This is a genomic window from Calothrix sp. UHCC 0171 (assembly GCF_034931845.1).
Taxonomy (GTDB): domain Bacteria; phylum Cyanobacteriota; class Cyanobacteriia; order Cyanobacteriales; family Nostocaceae; genus Brunnivagina.
This window is the reverse complement of sequence record NZ_JAYGHN010000007.1, coordinates 130,762-151,132: the sequence shown is the minus strand read 5'-3', so window position 1 is coordinate 151,132 and position 20,371 is coordinate 130,762. Positions and strand designations below refer to the sequence as shown.

13 protein-coding genes are annotated in these 20,371 nt (G+C 41.3%); 9 read left to right on the top strand and 4 right to left on the bottom strand.

All coding sequences use genetic code 11. The features are described from left to right. Nucleotides 1-98 precede the first annotated feature (98 nt). On the top strand, nt 99-3,236 hold the full coding sequence (locus tag VB733_RS08060) for a pentapeptide repeat-containing protein (RefSeq protein WP_323339554.1): 3,138 nt from the start codon (nt 99-101) through the stop codon (nt 3,234-3,236). A 61-nt stretch (nt 3,237-3,297) separates the two neighbouring features. On the opposite strand, the gene VB733_RS08055 is transcribed toward VB733_RS08060, so the two are convergent. Beyond that, nucleotides 3,298-4,146: a M28 family peptidase gene (locus VB733_RS08055; protein WP_323339553.1), complete on the bottom strand. Its 849-nt coding sequence runs from the start codon at nt 4,144-4,146 to the stop codon at nt 3,298-3,300. 242 nt (nt 4,147-4,388) lie between these two features. Between VB733_RS08055 and dnaK the strand changes: the two genes are divergently transcribed. From dnaK to phnE, 6 genes are all read left to right on the top strand, one after another. Beyond that, nucleotides 4,389-6,698 (top strand): molecular chaperone DnaK, encoded by a 2,310-nt coding sequence (dnaK, locus tag VB733_RS08050; protein WP_323339552.1) that lies wholly within the window; start codon nt 4,389-4,391, stop codon nt 6,696-6,698. 324 nt (nt 6,699-7,022) lie between these two features. After that, entirely contained in the window at nt 7,023-8,018 is a 996-nt protein-coding gene (locus VB733_RS08045; protein WP_323339551.1) for a J domain-containing protein, read from the top strand. 166 nt (nt 8,019-8,184) lie between these two features. Beyond that, nucleotides 8,185-9,132 (top strand): SPFH domain-containing protein, encoded by a 948-nt coding sequence (locus tag VB733_RS08040; protein WP_323339550.1) that lies wholly within the window; start codon nt 8,185-8,187, stop codon nt 9,130-9,132. Nucleotides 9,133-9,556: 424 nt separating this feature from the next. Beyond that, nucleotides 9,557-10,528: a phosphate/phosphite/phosphonate ABC transporter substrate-binding protein gene (locus VB733_RS08035; protein WP_323339549.1), complete on the top strand. Its 972-nt coding sequence runs from the start codon at nt 9,557-9,559 to the stop codon at nt 10,526-10,528. A 100-nt stretch (nt 10,529-10,628) separates the two neighbouring features. Further along, nucleotides 10,629-11,357, top strand: a complete 729-nt coding sequence (locus VB733_RS08030) for a phosphonate ABC transporter ATP-binding protein (RefSeq protein ID WP_323339548.1) — start codon at nt 10,629-10,631, stop codon at nt 11,355-11,357. Nucleotide 11,358: 1 nt separating this feature from the next. Continuing rightward, nucleotides 11,359-12,138 (top strand): phosphonate ABC transporter, permease protein PhnE, encoded by a 780-nt coding sequence (phnE, locus tag VB733_RS08025; protein WP_323339547.1) that lies wholly within the window; start codon nt 11,359-11,361, stop codon nt 12,136-12,138. 218 nt (nt 12,139-12,356) lie between these two features. On the opposite strand, the gene VB733_RS08020 is transcribed toward phnE, so the two are convergent. Continuing rightward, nucleotides 12,357-12,866, bottom strand: a complete 510-nt coding sequence (locus VB733_RS08020; RefSeq protein WP_323339546.1) for a MogA/MoaB family molybdenum cofactor biosynthesis protein — start codon at nt 12,864-12,866, stop codon at nt 12,357-12,359. Between the two features lie 171 nt (nt 12,867-13,037). Between VB733_RS08020 and mnmG the strand changes: the two genes are divergently transcribed. After that, on the top strand, nt 13,038-14,960 hold the full coding sequence (gene mnmG, locus VB733_RS08015) for a tRNA uridine-5-carboxymethylaminomethyl(34) synthesis enzyme MnmG (protein ID WP_323339545.1): 1,923 nt from the start codon (nt 13,038-13,040) through the stop codon (nt 14,958-14,960). A gap of 312 nt (nt 14,961-15,272) precedes the next feature. Beyond that, nucleotides 15,273-16,607, top strand: a complete 1,335-nt coding sequence (locus tag VB733_RS08010) for a hypothetical protein (RefSeq protein WP_323339544.1) — start codon at nt 15,273-15,275, stop codon at nt 16,605-16,607. Nucleotides 16,608-16,884: 277 nt separating this feature from the next. On the opposite strand, the gene VB733_RS08005 is transcribed toward VB733_RS08010, so the two are convergent. Together VB733_RS08005 and VB733_RS08000 are read right to left on the bottom strand one after the other, a co-directional pair. Continuing rightward, nucleotides 16,885-19,545: a bifunctional serine/threonine-protein kinase/ABC transporter substrate-binding protein gene (locus VB733_RS08005; protein ID WP_323339543.1), complete on the bottom strand. Its 2,661-nt coding sequence runs from the start codon at nt 19,543-19,545 to the stop codon at nt 16,885-16,887. Nucleotides 19,546-19,769: 224 nt separating this feature from the next. Then, nucleotides 19,770-20,318 carry a hypothetical protein gene (locus tag VB733_RS08000; RefSeq protein WP_323339542.1) on the bottom strand — a complete coding sequence of 183 codons (549 nt, stop codon included), beginning with the start codon at nt 20,316-20,318 and terminating at the stop codon, nt 19,770-19,772. Between the last annotated feature and the right edge of the window lie 53 nt (nt 20,319-20,371).

The window sequence follows — 20,371 nt, the reverse complement described above, 5'->3', positions numbered from 1 at the left end:
TCTCTTGTCAATTTCCATAATTCCCCATTTTTACCAGTTTCCGGTTCGAGGTGAAATAGTCCATAATGACATTAGGAGGCTACTTACTGAGTAAAATAATGCACTTAAGTATTCGCCATTGGTTGGCAGTTAAATTTACAAAAGATTATTGCAGAGAAATACTTAGAGGCGATACAGTCGGTGGTATTTCTCTACGTATTATTAATGAAATTGATATTAAAGGTTTAAGCATTTTTGATATCTCGACTCTAGGAGAAATCCTAGAATTACCTGTAAGTGCGGCTTGGGAAGAAATACCGGGAATCATCCAGTTAACACAAAGTTTACTTTTTAGTCTGAGCCAAAAAAAGCCGTTAAAACGTAATGAGGGTGTTTGGTTGGGATTTCAGATTGCTTATCTCAATGCCTTACAACAAATTTTAGAGCAGGAAGTTCGTTTACAAAAGCCTTGGCTAAATCGAGGTTTTTTTTGGCATCGGGAAATTGATGCGACTCCTTTTCTCTCACAGGATTCCCAATTGCAAGGATTATTGAAAACATTAAATCCGGGCAAGTTAAGTGATACTCAAGCCGAACAAGCTTTAACATTAGTTACAGAGTCATTGCTCGTACAGCAAATGAATCATGCTACTGTGGCTTGGTTTATGGCGAATGGTGCAGAGGAGAGCGAAGCAAAGTTGATGGTACAAAGGTTAGCGAATAGCCTACCTGGACATTTACTCACGGTAATTGCTGAAAATGCTGCGGCTTTGGCGCAACTGCAAAAATTTGTCCGCTTGGGAAATTCTTTTTTTACAGATGTAGGTGTACCTGGGGATAATAAATCACTATCTTTGTATGCATCTGACAAAATTGATTTGTACCGAGAACAATATCGGGCTAGTTTCATTAAAAGTCTTGCAGAACCACTATTTTTAGAATATTTTTCTCTCAAAGATATTTATATTTCCCCGAAGGGATTGCCAATTGCAGCTAGTCATTTGCATAATTCTGGCTCTACCAATCCGTATACAGAGGCAAAAACTTCGGAAGCAGTCGATTTAATTCCATGGGTACAGGATGAAATCGAGGATTTTGAAAGTATTACCGTGGTTGAATCGGAACCTGGTTATGGGAAAACGAGTTTCTGTCAAATATTGGCAGCAAAAATCGCCCAGGAATTGTATCCCAATTGGATGCCCGTGTTGATTCGCTTGCGGGATATCAAGCATGGTGAAAACTTACTGGAAACTCTTACTTCTGCACTTCCTGAGTATGTCTCAACTCAATTGGGAGAGTGGTTAGGGTTAAAACATGTCAAATGTTTATTGATTCTCGATGGCTTGGATGAATTACCCATGGGGAATGGGAGAATTTCCACAACAAAATTTATCCAGCAGTTACTTCACTTTCAATTGCGATCGCGTCATGTTGCTAGTGGAGTCTCACAGCATAAAATTATTATTACCAGCCGATCGCAATTTTTACAAGAAATTCTTGATTCTAATACTCATATTATTGATACAGAGCAGTTACGCAGAATTGTGATTCAGCCTTTTCGGCAAGAGGAACTACGTCTGTGGTTTCAAAATTGGGCGACACTGCAATCAATCCCCTTAGCGCAAAATTTCTTTACATTTTTAAAACAAGCTGGCTTATTTGCTAATAATTCTAAATTACCAGAATTTTCTTTGCTGGTGCGTCAACCCTTGTATCTTTACCTATTGGGGATTCTGTATCGCGATGGCTTATTTGACAATGAATTAATCGAATTAGCCGCCCAACAGCAACAAACCGGAGGAGCAGTATTGTTGTGGGAAATATATCAACGTCTCAACCGATGGCTGTTAGGATATCCTGGTGTGGATGGAATTAAACCAATGCTCATTCGCGAAGGTACAGCACATATTCATCGTACCCAAGATGCAATTGCCCATCTTTTCCAAACCCACAATCGCCAAGATTTACGATTAAAAATCCAAGCCATCGCCCTGAAAATTCTCCAATCTCAACGTCATTACAGCCAGATTGCCGATGCAGAAATTGCTGGCGAATACAAAGATTTACCGGGCTTTTATTTTCGTCCTTGCCCCATTTCGGGAAAATCATCTCCATCAACATCATTACTTCCCGATTATCAAGAAACGAAAATTGAATTTTCCCACACCAAGATTGGCGACTTTCTCTGTGCAGAGGCAATTGTCAGCCAACTCAAACAACTGACTCAACGTCAGCGTAATGCTTATGGTGAAAACGAGTTTGTCTTAGATACAAGCGATCGCATTGCCGAAGTTATCTATAATTTACTTGGTTATGGAATATTAACACCAGAAATCGAAGAACTAGTAATCGCCGGATTATACCACCTACCAGCGACAGAATTTTCCTTTGCCACCCTATGCGATCGCTTATTGCTTGTCTGGTATCCCCATTGTCAGGGGCGTTGGCTAGATGAGGGAATGGCACATCAAGCTTGGCAGTATTTGCGAAGTTTACATAATCACCTCAACGTCGAACAAGTCAATGCCGCAGTTGCACTCAACCTATTTTTCTTGCTTTGTGCTTGCCATCGCGAAGCCAAGCGTTCATTTTTTCCCTGCCACAACCCATCCAACTGGGAAGAATTTCATCCAGAGATACTCACCCAACTAATCAATCGGGTAAGTGTTTTAGCTCCACAAGCTTTCCAAAGACGAATACGTGCCAAATCCTTAAACCACGTGAATTTATCGGGGGCAAACTTAACCCAAGTCAACTTATCGGGAGCAAACTTAGAAGCAATCAATTTAGGCAATGCCAACCTCGCAGGCGCAAACCTAGCAAATAGTAACCTCGCAGGCGCAAACCTGGCAAATGCCAACCTCACAGGCGCAAACCTCACGGGCGCAAACCTTAAAGAAACCAACTTTTATGGCGCAAATCTGACAGCCGCCAACCTCACAGATGCCAAACTACAACCAGCCATTTTTACCAATGCTTGCTTGCACAACGCCATACTTTCTCCCAGTGATAAAGAAAGGGTTTGTTTGAATGGAGGAATGTTTGCATTAGAAGAATACCAAGCCCTCAAACACTTATTATCCCAACAATCGCGGCTGGAACTATCTAACGTTCATAATTCCACCGCCAATACGGATATCTGGTTTAGCAATATGCCGGAAATGGGATTGATTGAAAGCATTGAGGGAGAAATGTTACCCCAAGATTTATACGAAGACGAGGTAGATGATGAAACCTTTGTGGAGATGCGTTCATAATTAAGGAGTAAACGGGTTGACAGGAGCTTGACTTTTTTACTTAATCATGATATAGGAAAAATCATAATTTCCTAATTCCCCTCTCCAAACCTTCACAAACACCCGTCAAAAAATCCAAATCCAAAGTATCAATTGTATCACTGGGTTTGTGATAATGAGGATTCCGCATATTTGCTGTATCTGTCACCATAATGGCGGGATAGCCGGTATCCCAAAATGGTGCATGGTCACTGCGTCTGGTATCCTGGACAATTAAGCCCCGATTGGGAACAGGTAGCCATTGGCTGGGAACACCAACTTTACGGATACTGCGACTGATACAAATTAAGTCGCGTAAAGTTCGCCAATTCCCAATTAAACCAATAAAATCTCCCCGATCTGGATATATTTTATCTAATGGAGGGGGATAAAGTTGCGATCGCGGACTCTTGACGCAGTACCCCAACATTTCCAAGGAAATCATTAACCGCAAAGGTTGCTGTTCTGCCTTTAGTTTGGTAGCGTAATCTGTGCTACCCAGCAATCCATATTCCTCCATATCAAAGGCAACAAGACGCAATGGGTATTTTGCCGGACAAGTAGCGAAAATTCGAGCAAATTCTAGTAACACTGCCACACCAGTCGCGTTATCATCAGCACCAGGGGAACCAGGAACAGTATCGTAATGTGCTGCAATCAGAATGGGCGGTAATTTATCCTTTTCAGATTCCGCTTGACAAGGTAAATTCAAGATCAGATTTTGGTAGCTTTTACCACCGACGCGGAAGGTGTGGATTTCCACACTTCCCCATTGGGAAAATGACGAGTGAATGTATTGTTGGACAAAAAAATGTCCCGCAGATGCAATATAGGGGTCGCGATCGCGCACAATTTCATTTAGGTGTGTTTGCAGTTGTGTCTTTAGGTTCACAAACTAACTGGGGATAAGGGGAAAAGAGGATAAAGAGAAAAGAGAAAAGGGTGATAAATAAAAGAGATTATTTAAAATAATCTAAATCAATCGCAATTTTTTGCCTTTTTGCCAACTTGACTTTGATGTCTTCTGTTCTCGCTACCTTCATTTTTTCAACTGCAAGATAGAATAAATCAAGCATTGCTTCTAAACAAATAAGTTTTAAGTTTATATATAAGAAATTAGGAGAACAGTGACGCATGGGCAAGGTAGTCGGCATTGACTTGGGTACAACCAACTCAGTAGTTGCCGTCATGGAGGGTGGCAAGCCGGTGGTGATTGCCAATGCAGAAGGAATGCGAACAACTCCCTCCGTAGTTGGCTTTAGTAAAGATGGTGAACGAGTTGTCGGACAAATGGCGCGACGGCAAACTGTCCTGAATCCGCAAAATACTTTTTTCGCTGTCAAGCGTTTTATCGGGCGCAAATATGGGGAATTAAGCCCGGAATCGAAGCGGGTTCCCTATACCATCCGTAAAGATGAAGTTGGTAATATCAAAATCGCCTGTCCCCGTTTGAGTAAAGACTTTTCTCCCGAAGAAGTTTCGGCGATGATTTTGAAGAAATTGGCTGACGATGCTAGCCGTTATTTGGGAGATAAAGTGACGGGGGCAGTAATTACAGTGCCCGCCTATTTCAACGATTCTCAACGGCAAGCAACGCGAGATGCGGGCAGAATTGCTGGTTTGGATGTGTTGCGGATTCTCAATGAACCAACCGCAGCATCCTTGGCTTATGGTTTAGATCGAGGACGCAGCGAACTAATTCTCGTATTCGATTTGGGTGGCGGTACTTTTGACGTATCGGTGTTGGAAATTGGTGATGGCGTATTTGAAGTTAAAGCAACTAGTGGGGATACCCAACTTGGGGGCAATGATTTCGATAAAAAGATCGTTGACTGGTTAGCAGAACAATTTTTAGCCACCGAAGGTGTTGATTTACGTCGAGACAGACAAGCACTACAACGCCTGATGGAAGCGGCAGAAAAAGCCAAAATCGAACTTTCCGCAGTCAGCATCACTGATATTAATTTACCCTTTATCACCGCCACCGAAGATGGTCCTAAACATATTGAAACTCGATTGACGCGATCGCAATTTGAAGAATTATGCGACGATTTATTGGGAAGAATCCGTAAACCAGTCAAACAAGCCCTACGGGACGCTGGTTACACCCCCGAAGATATTGAAGAGGTTGTTTTAGTTGGCGGTTCCACACGAATGCCGATGGTGAAACAACTTGTCAGCGCTCTAATTGGCATCGAACCCAACGAAAATGTTAATCCTGATGAGGTTGTCGCTGTTGGTGCAGCAGTTCAAGCTGGCATCATCGGTGGCGAACTCAAAGACGTGTTATTACTCGACGTAACACCCCTATCAATTGGCTTAGAAACCATTGGTGGTGTTGCCAAAAAGCTCATTCCCCGGAATACAACTATTCCCGTGCGCCGTTCCGATATCTTTTCCACATCGGAAAATAACCAAAATACTGTGGAAATTCACGTAGTTCAGGGTGAACGGGAAATGGCGGCTGATAACAAGTCTCTCGGACGCTTCAAGCTCTACGGCATTCCCCCGGCTCCACGAGGAATTCCCCAAATACAAGTATCATTTGATATCGATGCTAACGGGATTTTACAGGTGACGGCACTAGACCGCACCACCGGGCGCGAACAAAGTATTACTATCCAAGGTGCTTCTACACTAAGCGAATCAGAAATTAATCTCGCCATCAAAGAAGCCGAAAAATTTGCCGAACAAGATAGACAGCGTAAAGAGAAGGTAGAAAAACGTACTCGTGCCGAAGCCTTAATCCTCCAAGGCGAACGCCAGTTACGCGAAATCGCTTTAGATTTCGGGATGCAATTTGCCCGTAGTCGTCGCCAGCGCATCGATAATATTTGCCGAGAATTACGCGAAGCCTTACAAGCCAATGATGATCGAGGAATTGATCAAACCTACGCCGATCTTCAAGATGCTCTATATGAACTAAACCGCGAAGTTCGTCAGTATTATGCTGATGACGAAGACGACGATTTGTTTGGTACAATTCGCGACATTTTCACAGGTGGCGATAAAGACGACAAGGACGATTACAGAGATTACGGCAGAGATTCTAGTCGGGACTATGGTAGTCGGGACTATGGTAGTCGGGATTATGGTAGTCGGGACTATGGTAGTCGGGATTACGGCAGAGACACTAGTAGGGATACTAGTAGAGACAGCAGTCGGGATTACGGCAGGGATGCTGGTAGGGATGCTGATAGAGATAGGAATCGGGATTACGGCAGGGATACTGGTAGGGAAACTGATAGAGATAGGAGTCGAGATTACGGTAGAGATGCCGGACGCGATTATGGTAGAAGCTCAAATAGCGACTATGGTAGAGATAGCCGTCGTGATTATGACAGAAGTGACAGAAGCGATCGCAGCAACTATGGTAATAGCTCATCCAAACCCCGTCCCAGCTATCGAGACAATTGGGACGACGATGACGACGATTGGTTGTAAAAGTTGTCAAGATAAAGTTGTAAAGATTAAGATAAGGCGGGGTTTCTCGCCTTTACCTCATACCTATAATCTGCTAATTCTAAATTATGCTACTTCTGTAATTTCGACAAAGCAGCCAGTAGAGAAACTCCATTGGTTCCAGACTATAGTTTTTCCGCCAATAACTACAAACTTAATACGGAATGCAGGTCTAATCACTAGTAATTAGTAATTATTGATAAATTATTAGACGTTTTCAATATATTTTGGAAATCTTATACTTTCTATTTATTCAGTCTTGATCGAAAAATCTCAACTATTAAACTATAAATTTAACCACAGACTATGCCACTGAATTTGCAGAATTTTCGAGATTATTACGAAATTTTAGGAGTATCAAAAGACGCTTCTAACGAAGAAATTAGAAAAGCTTATCGAAAATTAGCGCTGCAATATCATCCAGACAGGAACCAGGGAAACGAGCAAGCAGCAGAAAAATTTAAAGATATCAACGAAGCCAAAGAAATTCTCCTCGATGAAGCCAGTCGCACCAAATACGACGAATACAGTCGATATTGGAAGCAAAAAGGATTTACAGGCAAAGCCCCCAAGGGACCAACATGGGGAAATAGTGCTAAAAATGGTCGCAATGGCAACGCATCCGTAGACCCTGCTCAATATAACAGTTTTGACCAATTCATCAATGAAGTCATCGGAGTGGGAACCGAAAAAACTCGAAATAACCCAAATAATCCCCCAAATCCCGCCAATAGCGACCCATTTCGCAACACCAGAACCAAAGTATCCTACAGCCCAAATAGCCGCCCCCAACGTCGTGACATCGAAGCCAGATTAACAATACCTCTAGAAAAAGCTTATCTCGGTGGATTAGAACGTATTCGTCTTGAGGATGGGCGTTCTCTAGAAGTTAATATGCCCCCAGGAATGGTGACAGGACAAACAATTCGCCTACGCGACCAAGGTATCAATGGTGGCGATTTATACTTGAAAATAACCGTCGAGATTCATCCCCAATTCAAACTCGAAGGATTGAATATTGCCTGCCAAGTCCCCGTCACCCCCAGCGAAGCAGTTTTAGGTGGGCAAATTGAAGCTCCAACCCTGGATGGACCCGTAAAAATGACTATCCCTCCAGGAGTTCGTTCTGGTCAGCGTTTCCGTTTAGCAAATAAAGGCTACCCCGACGAAGCCGGAAAACGCGGTGATCAACTCGTGGAAATTCAAATAGTCACTCCGAAAAATATCAGTCAGCAAGAGCGAGAACTATACGAACAATTGCGACAAATTGAAACTTTCAAACCTCGTGCCAATTTTATTTAGCTGACTTATGACTCTACGATGTCTGCGGCAAGTTCCCCCACGCAACCAAGCAAAAATATTTTGGACAAATCCAAATCCCGAATAGACATCTCCCCACCCGCTTCGTGATTGCATTTTTTTATAACATAGTGATATCACTTTGATTTCCAAGTAGGTTGATAAAACTATGGAGCCAAAAATCAAGGAATTTCCGGCATTTAAAATCAACGGATTTGTGATGCTGGTAGTAGTGGGTGCGATCGCGCTTCTGGGAGGCTGGTATATTTTTCATAGTCTGTATAGTTTACAAGCAGTACTTGCACGGAGTTTGAAAGTTACAGACTTTATGGGTGAAGAGGAAACTGCACAAGCGATCGCTTGGTTATTGGGAACATTACTAATTATTGTGATTCCCTCAATTTCCGGATTTTTTAGTGTTGAACCAAATCAAGCCATAGTGCTGGTTTTTTTTGGGAAATATATGGGTACGGTTCGTGAGGCTGGTTTTTGGTGGACAAATCCCTTTGCCAGCAAGCGACAAATATCACTGCGGGTACGTAATTTTAACAGTAAAATTATTAAAGTTAATGATGCCGAAGGAAGTCCAATTGAAATTGCCGCAGTTGTCGTTTGGCAAGTTGTAGATTCTGCTAAATGTGAGTTTGCAGTCGATGACTATCAAGAATTTATTGCGATTCAAAGCGAAACTGCAATTCGAGCTTTAGCCATTCGCTATCCCTACGATACATCCCATACATCCACCGACTTAGAAACCCCATCTTTGCGAGGGATACCCGATGAAATCGCTCAAGCATTGCAACGAGAACTGCAAGCACGTTTGCAAGTCACAGGTATAGAAGTGCTCGAAGCGCGACTGTCACACTTAGCATACGCACCCGAAATTGCTCAAATGATGTTGCGACGACAGCAAGCAAAAGCATTAATCGAAGCAAGACGACAAATTGTTGAAGGTGCGGTAGGGATTGTGAATGAGGCACTTAATCGTCTCAGTAGTGAACAAACATTAGATTTGGACGATGAGCGCAAAGCCTCTATGATTAACAATCTTTTAGTTGTATTGACATCCGAGCAAACTGCTCAACCTGTAATCAACACTGGCACAATTTATAGTTAGTAAAGAAATGAGCCAGAAAAAACGGTTTTTATTGTGTTTAGATTTGCGGCTGGCTCTATAAAGTATTGGAAAAATAGTTGGCAGATGGTTTAACCCGGATTTCTCACAACATTTTCAAACCCATGCAAAATCCGGGTTTCTATATTTACTCTGCACCATAGCTAAAAATCCAAAACTTCCAAAATACATTCTATTCAAGGCTTTGCAAAACTCATCCCCAAACTTGTGAGAAATGCAGGAAAAGTAAATCTGGGGATGAGTAGTTTCGTTTAGTTGTGGCAATAGCTTGTCTACTCAAAACATCTCATTAGCGAAGCTTATCGAAAGTGGCAATAAAAATTATTTATCCGGATAAATAAATACTGAAAATTACTGATATTATTTAGCAATAGTCTTGCGAATATTTCCTAATGAGGAGTGAGAGATGAGAGTTGGCAAACAAGGTTTGCTGGGGCTTGGTGCTGCCTGTTTAGCAGTGACGGCAATGGCTAGTAGCCCATTGGGAGCAATAAAAGCGATCGCTAATCCATTGGCGAATGTAAAAGAGCAAACCTTACTTGCTCAAAACCAAAAGACTTTAACAGTAGTATTTCCTAGTCGTTCTGACAGCACAGATTTACAAAATAAAGCTAATGCAGTAGCAGCTTTTTTGAGTAAAGAACTGGGAATTCCAGTCAAAGCACAAGTCGGTGATGACACCGCAGCAGTGGAAGCCTTGCGGGCAAATCGTGCAGATGTGGCATTTTTAAGTAGTCGTCCAGCACTGAAAGCAGAAAGCTTAGCACAAGCGAAGTTATATTTAGCAGAGGTACGTGCAAACTACTCTGGTAAATATACTTACAATTCGATATTCGTTGTATCCAAAAATAGCCCTTTGAAAACAGGTACTGACCCCAAGACAACCTTGGGACAATTGAAGGGGAAGAAAATGGCTTTCACCTCTCCTACCTCTGGTTCCGGGTTTATTTTCCCTGTGAGTCAATTGGTGCAAGCAGGTTTTGTCCCCAATAAAGATCGTTTGGATGGTTTCTTTGGGCAGGTGAGTTACGGTGGTAACTACAGCAAAGCTTTACAAGCTGTTCTCCGTGGACAAGCGGAGGTAGCCGCAGTATCAGAATATGCTTTGTTCCCTCCCTATATTACCGCCCAAGAGAAAAATCAATTGCGAGTATTGTATAAAATTCCCAATGTACCGGCACATGGTGTGGCGATTGATGATGATGTGCCCGCACCTTTACGGGGGAAAATTATTAACGCAATGCTGAAGTTGAATCAACCCCAGAACAATCAATTGTTACGTGGTCTTTATAACTCTACGGAATTGGTAAAGATTGATCATAATACCCACTTAGCACCCGTGCGTAATGCTTTGAAAGTGGTAGGAATGGAGCCATAGTAGTTGACAATCTCCAGACAGACATGGGTGATGGCATATCAGTCAGGTCATAATCACCCATGACTAAGTAATTATCTAAAATAATTAGCAACTAGTAAAGATGAATGATATTGCCATTGAGTGTCAAAATGTTAAAACAGCCTATGCCTCCACTTTACAGCGTCCAATTCTCAATGGAATAAGTTTGCAAATCAAGCGAGGTGAGTTTGTGGCATTGTTAGGACTCAATGGTGCAGGTAAATCTAGTTTACTGCGATCGCTAGTTGGTTTAGTTCCCATTCATCAGGGTAATATCTGCATTCATGGTACAGCTCTCACCCCTCGCACCTTATGCCAAACCCGTCGGGATGTGGCAATGTTATTTCAGGGCGGGGGCTTAATTCGTCAACTCTCAGCCATGGAGAATGTACTGTGTGGAAGATTGGGAGTTAGGAATACTTGGCAAACTTTCTGGGGTTTTCCCAAACGCGATCGCTATTTAGCAGAGGAACTCTTGATACAATTAGGGTTAAAAGAGAAAATCCATGAAAAAGTCAGTAACCTCAGTGGTGGGCAACAACAACGGGTAGCAATTGCCCGCGCATTAATCCAATCACCCCAGATACTGCTTGCAGATGAACCAATTACTGGTTTGGATGTTCTCGCTTCAGAGCAGGTAATGCAGATTTTATCAGAATTGAATTGTCAGCAGGAAATTACCATTGTTACAGTTTTACATGACTTAGCGATCGCAGCTAAATATGCCCAAAGAGTGATTGTTTTAGAAGCTGGTTGCGTGATTTACGATGGTAATGGGGATAACCTTCCCTCACAATTTGTCCAAGTGTAAAATGAAAAATCTTGCAAATCTGTATCAATGGGTTAAATATTTACTCATATTTATAGTTGTTGTTGCAGTTTATACCTGGTCACTCCAAGGAATCAAAGTAGATACCCAGGTGATGCAGGATAGCTGGCAGTATGTTACCAAGTTCCTCGCTGACTTTTTCCCTCCCAACTGGGAAGTTTTAGATATTGCAGTCAAAGCATTAATTGAAACTATCCAAATGTCCTTATGGGGAACCACTATTGGAGCAATTCTTTCTATTCCCATTGCGATCGCTAGTGCCCGTAACACCGCCCCAATTTGGTTACGATGGATAGCAAACTTCCTGCAAAACGCTGTCCGTTCTGTCCCCTCCATCATTCTCGGACTAATTTTTGTCGCTGCTACTGGCTTGGGAGCGCCTGCGGGAACCTTAGCACTCAGTATTTATACTATTGGTTACTTAGCAAAATTTTACCAACAGGCAATAGAAGCCGTAGATTCCCGTTCCTTGGAATCCTTGCAAGTCATCGGTGCATCAAAACTACAAATCGCCCAATATGGCATCTTGCCCCAAGTGTTACCCCTAGCTTTAGGTTACACCCTGTGGATGTTTGAATATAATATTCGCGCTGCTTCTGTTTTGGGTGTAGTTGGCGCAGGAGGTATTGGTTTTCAACTCAAAAGTTACATCGATGGTTTTGAATATACCAAAGCCACAACCATGATGTTAGTCTTACTTGTAGTTGTCACCCTGATTGATGCTTTGAGTAGCAAGTTGCGTCAACGTTTAGAACAAATTTAGATCGCCTAAATCGAATACCAAAAATACTAATTTTTGTCAAAAGACAACTGATCGAAGTTAAATTTGAGAGATGGTAAACCGGAGTTCGTAATGAAAATTAGCTGGAAACTAATTGCTACTTTTACTTTAGCGATCGCACTTTTCTCAACTCCTGTTCTTGCCAATGGGGGAACACCCTGGATGGGAATGGAATTATCCACCTTTTGATTGCTAATGCTTCACTTAATTCCTGTTATCTGTCCTACTAAATGAACGAGTTCGGGTAAAATCAACTTTTCCATCGCTAAAGCCACAGCATTGCTCGAACCTGGGAGCGAAAAAATTAATTTACCTTGATAAACTCCAGCGACTGCACGCGATGCGATCGCACGGGAACCAATTTCTTGATAGCTTAAAAATCGAAATATTTCGCCAAAACCGGGCAATGTTTTTTCTAATAGTTTCTTGATCGCATCATAGGTTGTATCTCTAGGTGCGATTCCAGTACCACCATTGAGAATAATTGCCTCAACATTGTCACATGTTTTTAACTTTTGGAGCGCAGTTGTAATGTCTGCGGGTTCATCTTGAATAATTGTGTAAGCAGTGACTTGATGGTTGGCATTTTCTAATAATTTGCGGATTAATTGACCACTTTTATCGGTTTCCATGGTGCGGGTATCGCTCACAGTGATGATTGCACAGTTGACTACTCTTAATGATGAATCGGGGTGTGGGAGGTAAGACATAAAGATTTTGAACAGTATTTGTTTAGCCCTTTTGATTTTCTCGTAGCCTGAAAGCGATCGCTCAAACTTAAACCTAACTTCGCTATCATTAAAGATTCTGAATGCAAAATGCAATCATGTACTGTATTCGGTTAATATTTACATATCCGTAAGCCTGCTGTCTTTAATAGTATGACCATGCCCAATTCTGTAGAATTCCAAGACGCTTTTGATGTTATCGTCGTTGGTGCGGGTCACTCAGGTTGTGAAGCTGCACTCGCTACAGCACGTCTTGGTTGTCGCACTCTTCTATTGACCCTCAATTTAGATAAAATTGCTTGGCAACCTTGTAACCCGGCTGTGGGTGGTCCTGCTAAGTCCCAATTGACACATGAAGTTGATGCCTTAGGTGGGGAAATCGGTAAGATGGCAGACCGTACTTACCTACAAAAACGTATCCTCAATTCTTCCAGGGGACCAGCAGTGTGGGCATTGCGCGCCCAAACTGATAAGCGTGAATATGCGGCAATTATGAAGGGAATTATCGAGAACCAAGAAAACCTCATGGTTCGCGAAAGCATGGTGACGGATTTAGTTTTAGGGAAAAATGACGAGATTGTTGGTGTTCAAACTTACTTTGGCGTAGCTTTTGCTTGTAAAGCCGTCATTTTAACAACAGGTACTTTTTTAGGTGGTCGAATTTGGGTTGGCAACAAATCGATGGCGGCGGGACGTGCAGGAGAGTTTGCGGCTGAGGGCTTGACAGAAACTCTCAACAAACTTGGTTTTGAAACCGGAAGGCTAAAAACTGGGACACCGGCGCGGGTTGATAAGCGTTCCGTTGATTACAGCAAAATGCAACTCCAGCCCGGTGATGACGAGGTGCGTTGGTTTAGTTTTGACCCAGAAGTTTGGGTGGAAAGGGAACAAATTCCCTGTCATCTGACCAGAACTACCCCAGAAACCCATCGCCTCATTCGAGAAAATTTACATTTGTCACCCGTATACGGTGGTTGGGTAGAAGCAAAAGGACCACGTTACTGTCCGAGTATTGAAGATAAAATCGTCAGATTTGCGGATAAAGATAGTCATCAAATTTTCATTGAACCGGAAGGTCGAGATATACCGGAACTTTACATACAGGGATTTTCCACGGGTTTACCAGAAAATCTCCAACTACAAATGTTGCGATCGCTTCCCGGTTTGGAAAATTGTGTGATGCTACGTCCAGCTTATGCGGTGGAATACGATTATTTACCCGCGACTCAGTGTTTCCCCACCTTAATGACCAAGAAAATTGCCGGATTATTTTGTGCGGGGCAGGTAAATGGTACCACTGGCTATGAAGAAGCCGCCGCTCAGGGAATTGTTGCGGGAATTAATGCCGCTCGGTTTGCGCGGAATGAGGAAATGATTATATTCCCCCGTGAGCAAAGTTATATTGGGACTTTGGTAGATGACCTCTGTACCAAAGATTTGCGCGAACCCTACCGAATGCTCACAAGTCGCTCGGAATACCGCTTAATTTTACGTTCCGACAATGCTGACCAACGTTTAACACCTTTAGGGCGAGAAATCGGTTTAATTGGCGATCGACGTTGGCAACTCTACACCCGCAAACAAGCAAATATTACTGCCGAAAAAGAACGACTTCACACCACCCGCATCAAGGAAAACGACAATCAAGGTAAAGCGATATTTGCCGCTACCCAACAAGCAATCAAAGGTTCTATCACCCTTGCAGACTTGCTGCGTCGTCCCGGTTTCCATTATGTTGACCTCGATAAATATGAACTTGGTAATCCCTCACTCAACCGCGCAGAGAGAGAAGGAGCAGAAATTGACATCAAATATTCAGGTTATCTGGCACGTCAACAAAGCCAAATCGAACAGATTGCCCGTCAGGCGAACCGTCAATTACCTGCTGATTTAGATTATGCAGCGATTGATACTCTATCAAAGGAGGCGCGAGAAAAATTAAGCAAAGTTAAACCGCTCACCATCGGTCAAGCCGCCCGTATTGGTGGAGTCAACCCAGCTGATGTCAATGCCCTACTAATTCATTTAGAAATCCGTAAAAGTCAGTCACATAGCGAGTTTTCCACATTAGCTTAAAACAAACTTCATGAAGTGCGCTTATAGTAGTAGTGTATATATCTAAGGGTGATTATGCTCTGAGTGAAGCAAATTTATCCTTGCTTTTCTCCGCATTTTCCACAGGTGACTCAATCTTGTCTCAGGGTTTTCACCCTGGTGAAAGTGGTAAAATCAGTTTAATTTAATACAGATTCACGATTACTTTAATCTCCAATAAACAAAAATTTGGATACTTAATCCGCAGTCCCAGTTTATTAATTGTTTATTAATATTGATTGACTGTAGGGGAAAAGAATCCAAGCCAAGCTAAAAGCAATAATTATAGTCGCTATGTCTACCAAAGCCAGCACCCAAATTCTTCTTTCAGAACCATCAGACGACCTCATCGTCAGCGAACCTTGGTCAATAGACGCTTATGCTGATGGCTTGATGGACGAACTTTTCGCCGATGTCGATCGCATTCTGGATGGTCGGGGTAATATACCAGTACAAACAATTGAACCGGAATTTGTTCGCCTACAATCGGTAAAAATACCCAACGTTGGTTTACGGGAAACCGATATTTTACCAACACAGACAGCTGTTAAGGTTAATCAGGTCAAGAAGCAACATATCAGTCCAGTTGTCACTGAAAAAACCATACCCAAAACCGTCATCAAACAGCGTCGCCAACCTCGTCGTTGGTTAGGTAAGCTACTGAGTCTGGGCGCAACTGTGGGTATTGCGGCTGCATCTATAATTTTTATCCAAAATTCTGGTTTGCTCAATCGTCTTACTTCCCAGTCCTTCCAGCAGTCTTTATTGACTTCCGAAGAAGTCACAACTACAACAGGTACTCACACAGAACTAGGAAAGCTAGTTGACTACACCCTTGGCGCTTTAGATGTAATTGACAGACAGTCTGCTAAAACTAACCGCCAATCGCAAAATCCAGGATTGAATACAGTTGCAGCAGTCAACCAACAATCCGTCGCCATGACAATGGCAAGCACTTCTGGAACCGGAACTTTACCACCACCACTAGCTGCAAATAATGCCACACCAGCCCAAGGGCGCTCAACAAGCGTAGTCGAGCGAATTTACATCCCTGTATATCAAGCACCTTTACCAATGCGTTATGCTCCCCCAGCCATTCCTGGAGTTCGGGGAAATTTACCGCCAATTCCTGGTAGAAATCCGCTCATTTCAGGCAATCAAGCGAAAGTAGCAACAGGAAAAACCGCGTCAAATAATGTTGGCAAAAACGTTAACCCAGCAAATAAATCGTTAAATGTTTTTGCAGCAGTGCGTCCGACAATTCCCTCTATCAAACCAATCTCACTACAAAACAAGCCAATCACCCTCAGCCAGCCAAAAGCACCTACTATCACCATTGCACCTTTCCGTGCTGTCCCACCCAAAATGCCAACTGCGACTACAGTTGCACCTAAACAGCAGGAAGTAGCGGTTGCACCTATGAATACCCCTGCTCATACTCTAGAAGGGTTATTAGAACTGGGTGATAAATCTGCGGCTTTATTCAAAATCAACGGTGTTACTCGCCGGATAGAAATCGGTGAAAATATTGGTACAAGTGGTTGGACGTTAGTAGATGTAGCTAACGGTGAAGCAATTGTTCGTCGCAATGGGGAAGTTCGTTCTGTTTACGCAGGTCAAAACTTCTAAACACTCAGAATAAAGCTACGAAATTAAATTAAACAAGGGAAGATTCCCAATTAATTCCAGTCATCAGTGACATATTTGACTCTGAAAAACAGTCTGCTGTCTAGTTATTTCGTGCATCTACCAGAACTAATCTTTTGCCGGCTGTCAATAAGCTGATTTAATAGTCGCCTAAACTTGATTTAATTTTACCTGACAATATATTATATAGTGCCAATGGACTTATGGTGTGAGGGGTGTAACCCATTGCCGATTATGCATTTGGTGATGTATTTTATGGTTAAATGGGACAAAAGCGATATTTAGCACCGTCGTCCTTGTCTTCCGGTTTACATTTGCTGTCTCTAACTTGAACTAAAACACCAAGTCTATCGTCATCTTCAGGTTTTACTAGGCGATCGCTCTGATTGTCAAATTCAATTGCCCCAGTAGCACCAGAGGATTGAAAGGGTGATGATTCTGAGCTTAAGACATCGTATAATCCTTGGCGGGTTGGGTTATTACCTTGTCGTTGTAAACCATCGATAATGACTTGGAGGGCATCGTAGGTTGCAGCAGTTCTCCAGCCAACTCTTTGCGTTCCCCACAGTTGTTTAGACTCTTCTTTAAAAAACTGAGGTGCAAATTCAACATCAAAGGGTATAGCTAAAACAAGATTGTTAGCTTTATTCGCTAGATTTTCGTTGAGATTTTCGTCACTATCAGCAGTGATTTTATCATCGCTATATAAAGCATCTCCTCCCAGAGATGGGACTTTGCTGATTTGGAGAGCAGAAAATACAAGATTTGCATCACCAATTCCTAAAGAAAGCATTAAAAAGCTGGCATTTTGTAGGAGATTTCGACAGTCTCGAATAATTGTTTGAGATAAATCACAAAACATCAAATCATTAGCATCAAATTTTTTGGCTAAAGATTCTTTTAAAGACTTACTATATATTTCTCCAGATTTGAAAAATATTGTAATTTTCTCAGAATTATTTGTGGGATTCTGACTAATTTTACCTTTGATATATCTAGATAAATCCTTAGCTGCGATCGCATCATTTGGGGCAATTCGGAACACATATTTACTCAATTTATATTCGTAATCCGAATCTGGTGTTTTCTGAAATTGTCGAACTGCGGTACTACTGGGAGATACAGCGACAATTTTCCCATGATATTCTTCTGCCCCAGCTAAAATTGCTTTACTTGTAAAATTACCTACTATTGCGAGAATATTTCGACCCTTAAATCGAGTATCACCGGGAATTTGGTTATTAATAATATGTTTCGCAACTCGTTGGCTAATTTCCTGGTTGTTATTATCCCTTGCAATCACAACTTCCATCAATCTGCCATTCAAACCTGGCGTGCTATTGTTAGTTGAATTATTGACTTGATGAATATTTACTTGATTAAAATTACCTTGTTGGTGAGCCACACCCCGTAACAATTGTTCGCTAAATTTTCTTAATTCCTCCTGCTTCCCATCGATTGGAATTACAGTAGCGATTGTTAATGGAGCTTTGCTACTATTATTTGCCTTCGCATTATTCCAAAAAATTACTGTTTCTGGGTCTACATAACAAGTTTTCGGATTACTTTGCAGCCCTTTCTTAAATAATTGAATTGCTTCCTCAAAATTTTTCTCGGCACTTTGATACTTTTGTGCGCCAAAGTCTTTCATCCCGGCATCTTTTTTAGCAAAAGCATCCTGACAGTTGACGTTATTTTTAACATTTTGAGGAATATCTGGGGTTAGTAAGGACTTTTCACCACGAGTAAAATATTCTGCGGAAAGAGCCGGAAGAGGTGGTTTTTGAAGTTCACTAATTAGTAGCCAGATTAAAGTTAGTAATAAACCTAATCCTGTAATTCCCAGCAATCCCCACCACCAAATGATTTTATCCTTTGATTTCTCAACTTCAATAATACCTTCACGACGTAAAGTTGTAAGTACCTCATCAGCAGATTGATAGCGATTTTTGGGGTCTGGTTCTAGCATTTTATTCAGAACCTTTGTTAATTTTGGACTAATATTTGCAGATACTTTCCATTTTTCTAAATTAAAGGGAATATCAAAACTATGGGGATTTGCACCAGTTAACAAGCATACACAGCTAGCAGCTAAAGAATATAAATCTGAAGTAAATGTAACAGTCTTCCCATGTACTTGTTCTGGGGGAGAAAAGCCCGGAGAGATAATTACAGTTTCGCTAGAATCAGCACCCTCTTCCACAACTTGTACAACCTGCTTCACTGCACCAAAATCAATTAGATAAAGCTGTTTATCCCGCCCATTACGTACAATATTAGATGGCTTAATATCTCGATGAATCAGTGGCTTTTTCGGATTTGCATGAATGAATTTCAAGATTCCTAATATTTCAGATAACACTTCTAAAATTTCTGTTTCGGAAAAATTTCTGTTTTCTTGACTACGTAAATGTAATAATTCTTTCTCTAAATCTTGACCTTGAATATATTCTTGAACTAGATAAAATAGCTTCTGTTCGTTATTTGTAAAATTCTGATTATCTTGTATATAAGATTGGGGGTATGCTGCAACTGATAATTCAAAAAATGCATAAAGTCGAGGAATTTGATTGTGTCGTAATTCCTCTAAAACTTCTGCTTCTTCTTTAAATAAACGCTCGACTAATTGCAGGGCTGCTGGAGATAGTTGGGTATTTGGATGTAAAAGTTTGAGAATCCTGTAGCGTTTTTGTGCTAGTGTTTCTCCAGGTGAATCTAAATCTAAAGCAACAAATGTTCTACCAAAACCACCTTGACCTTTTTCACTTAATGCCACATATCTATTTTTGATAATTAAGGGCATACCGCAAGTAGAACAATATCTCTGCTGGATTTTCCCATTATTTAAATAGTCTTCTTCAACATGGTTGATATGTGGAGGTTGCTCCCTACCTCGTGGACGAGTACAGTAAACTTGCATCGTTCAAACTTTGGTTTATAGTTAAGTTTTAATCTCAATCACAATAAATATTTGAGATAATTATTTATGACTTGCAAATTCAGCAATAATTTAATTTAGGATTAATTAATTACTATATTATTTTATAACTTTGGAGATAGTATAGGAACTAGTCGGAATTTCTACTTTTGATAGCTTCCATCTTACCATAAATAGCAAATCTCAACAAATCATTTATTCTTTATTTATAAAGGCTCATACCGAACGATCGCTTGTTGCTTCAAAAGAGAGTTAGCACAATTGACATTACCAGTTAATTTTTCACATGTATCTCTAACTTCAGATATGCCGATAACAATCCGAATCATTAAACCATATTGAGTTGGATACACCTCGTACAAAAAAGGTTTATCACTGTGAGCAGTTAATGCACCTGCCAATGCTGGCGTAGTACAAATTATTGCTTTTGTGTTTGGAGGTACATAATAATCAACATAAAAATCATGGTCTTGGGAATCTGGTGTCCAGCCACTACCAACAGCTTCAACAGACCAGGAAGAGCAGCGAGTATCTATTCCTTTGTCGGAATTAAAACCTCTTTGAATAGTGATTTTTTGAAGTGGGGTATTTTTAAATGTCTCTAACTGATTTTGTGCTTCTTGCTCTGAAAATCTTTTAATTAAATCGTCCACATGAATGACTCTAGCTCTTAGTAAACTAGTTGATAGGCAAAGATATAAAATTAAAAAAGCTCCTCCCAGAAATATAGCACTAATTAAGATAGGCTTTTTCAAGATTAATTTGAGATTTAATAGTTGGAAATTGAATTTAATCATCATGTAAACGA

Bases quoted from the DNA above. Each gene is read 5' to 3' on its own strand.
- VB733_RS08020 (WP_323339546.1), bottom strand. From the start codon at position 12,866: ATGTCTTACCTCCCACACCCCGATTCATCATTAAGAGTAGTCAACTGT.
- VB733_RS08005 (WP_323339543.1), bottom strand. From the start codon at position 19,545: ATGCAAGTTTACTGTACTCGTCCACGAGGTAGGGAGCAACCTCCACAT.
- VB733_RS08045 (WP_323339551.1), top strand. From the start codon at position 7,023: ATGCCACTGAATTTGCAGAATTTTCGAGATTATTACGAAATTTTAGGA.
- mnmG (WP_323339545.1), top strand. From the start codon at position 13,038: ATGACCATGCCCAATTCTGTAGAATTCCAAGACGCTTTTGATGTTATC.
- VB733_RS08010 (WP_323339544.1), top strand. From the start codon at position 15,273: ATGTCTACCAAAGCCAGCACCCAAATTCTTCTTTCAGAACCATCAGAC.
- VB733_RS08030 (WP_323339548.1), top strand. From the start codon at position 10,629: ATGAATGATATTGCCATTGAGTGTCAAAATGTTAAAACAGCCTATGCC.
- phnE (WP_323339547.1), top strand. From the start codon at position 11,359: ATGAAAAATCTTGCAAATCTGTATCAATGGGTTAAATATTTACTCATA.
- VB733_RS08035 (WP_323339549.1), top strand. From the start codon at position 9,557: ATGAGAGTTGGCAAACAAGGTTTGCTGGGGCTTGGTGCTGCCTGTTTA.
- VB733_RS08040 (WP_323339550.1), top strand. From the start codon at position 8,185: ATGGAGCCAAAAATCAAGGAATTTCCGGCATTTAAAATCAACGGATTT.
- dnaK (WP_323339552.1), top strand. From the start codon at position 4,389: ATGGGCAAGGTAGTCGGCATTGACTTGGGTACAACCAACTCAGTAGTT.
- VB733_RS08060 (WP_323339554.1), top strand. From the start codon at position 99: ATGCACTTAAGTATTCGCCATTGGTTGGCAGTTAAATTTACAAAAGAT.